The organism is Vibrio sp. 10N.222.46.A1, assembly GCF_041473595.1.
Taxonomy (GTDB): Bacteria; Pseudomonadota; Gammaproteobacteria; order Enterobacterales; family Vibrionaceae; genus Vibrio; species Vibrio tasmaniensis_A.
In genome coordinates, this window is record NZ_JBFRSN010001566.1 from 1 (window position 1) to 349 (window position 349).

A 349-nucleotide genomic window follows, 5' to 3' on the forward strand; every position below is an offset into this window, starting at 1 on the left:
CCCAGTCACGTATCCAGATACCTTGATGATTGGCTCGCGTGTTACAGACATTCAAGACGACCGCTTCACCATGGAATACGCGATCGTCAGTAAGGCTCAACAGAAGCTGACGACAATCGGCACTGCGACCATCGTTATGTTCGATTTTGCTTCAAACCAAAAAGCGCTGCTTTCACTGCGTTTAACCAATGAAATCGAGAAGATGAACACGTTAAAGAGCCCATGCTTCAAACAAGAAGCCGTGACGGAATAACGTATTCGCTGATTAAGAATAATCAGATACAAAAAGACCACTCGATTGAGTGGCCCTTTGTTTATTGGTTCAGAGTGTTTATAAACGGTTATAAAC

General features: G+C 43.6%; 1 protein-coding gene. It reads left to right on the forward strand.

The genetic code is table 11. The features are described from left to right. The coding region (locus AB4496_RS28130) for an acyl-CoA thioesterase (protein WP_372133320.1) at positions 1-253 on the forward strand (253 nt) is incomplete at its 5' end. Positions 254-349 lie beyond the last annotated feature (96 nt).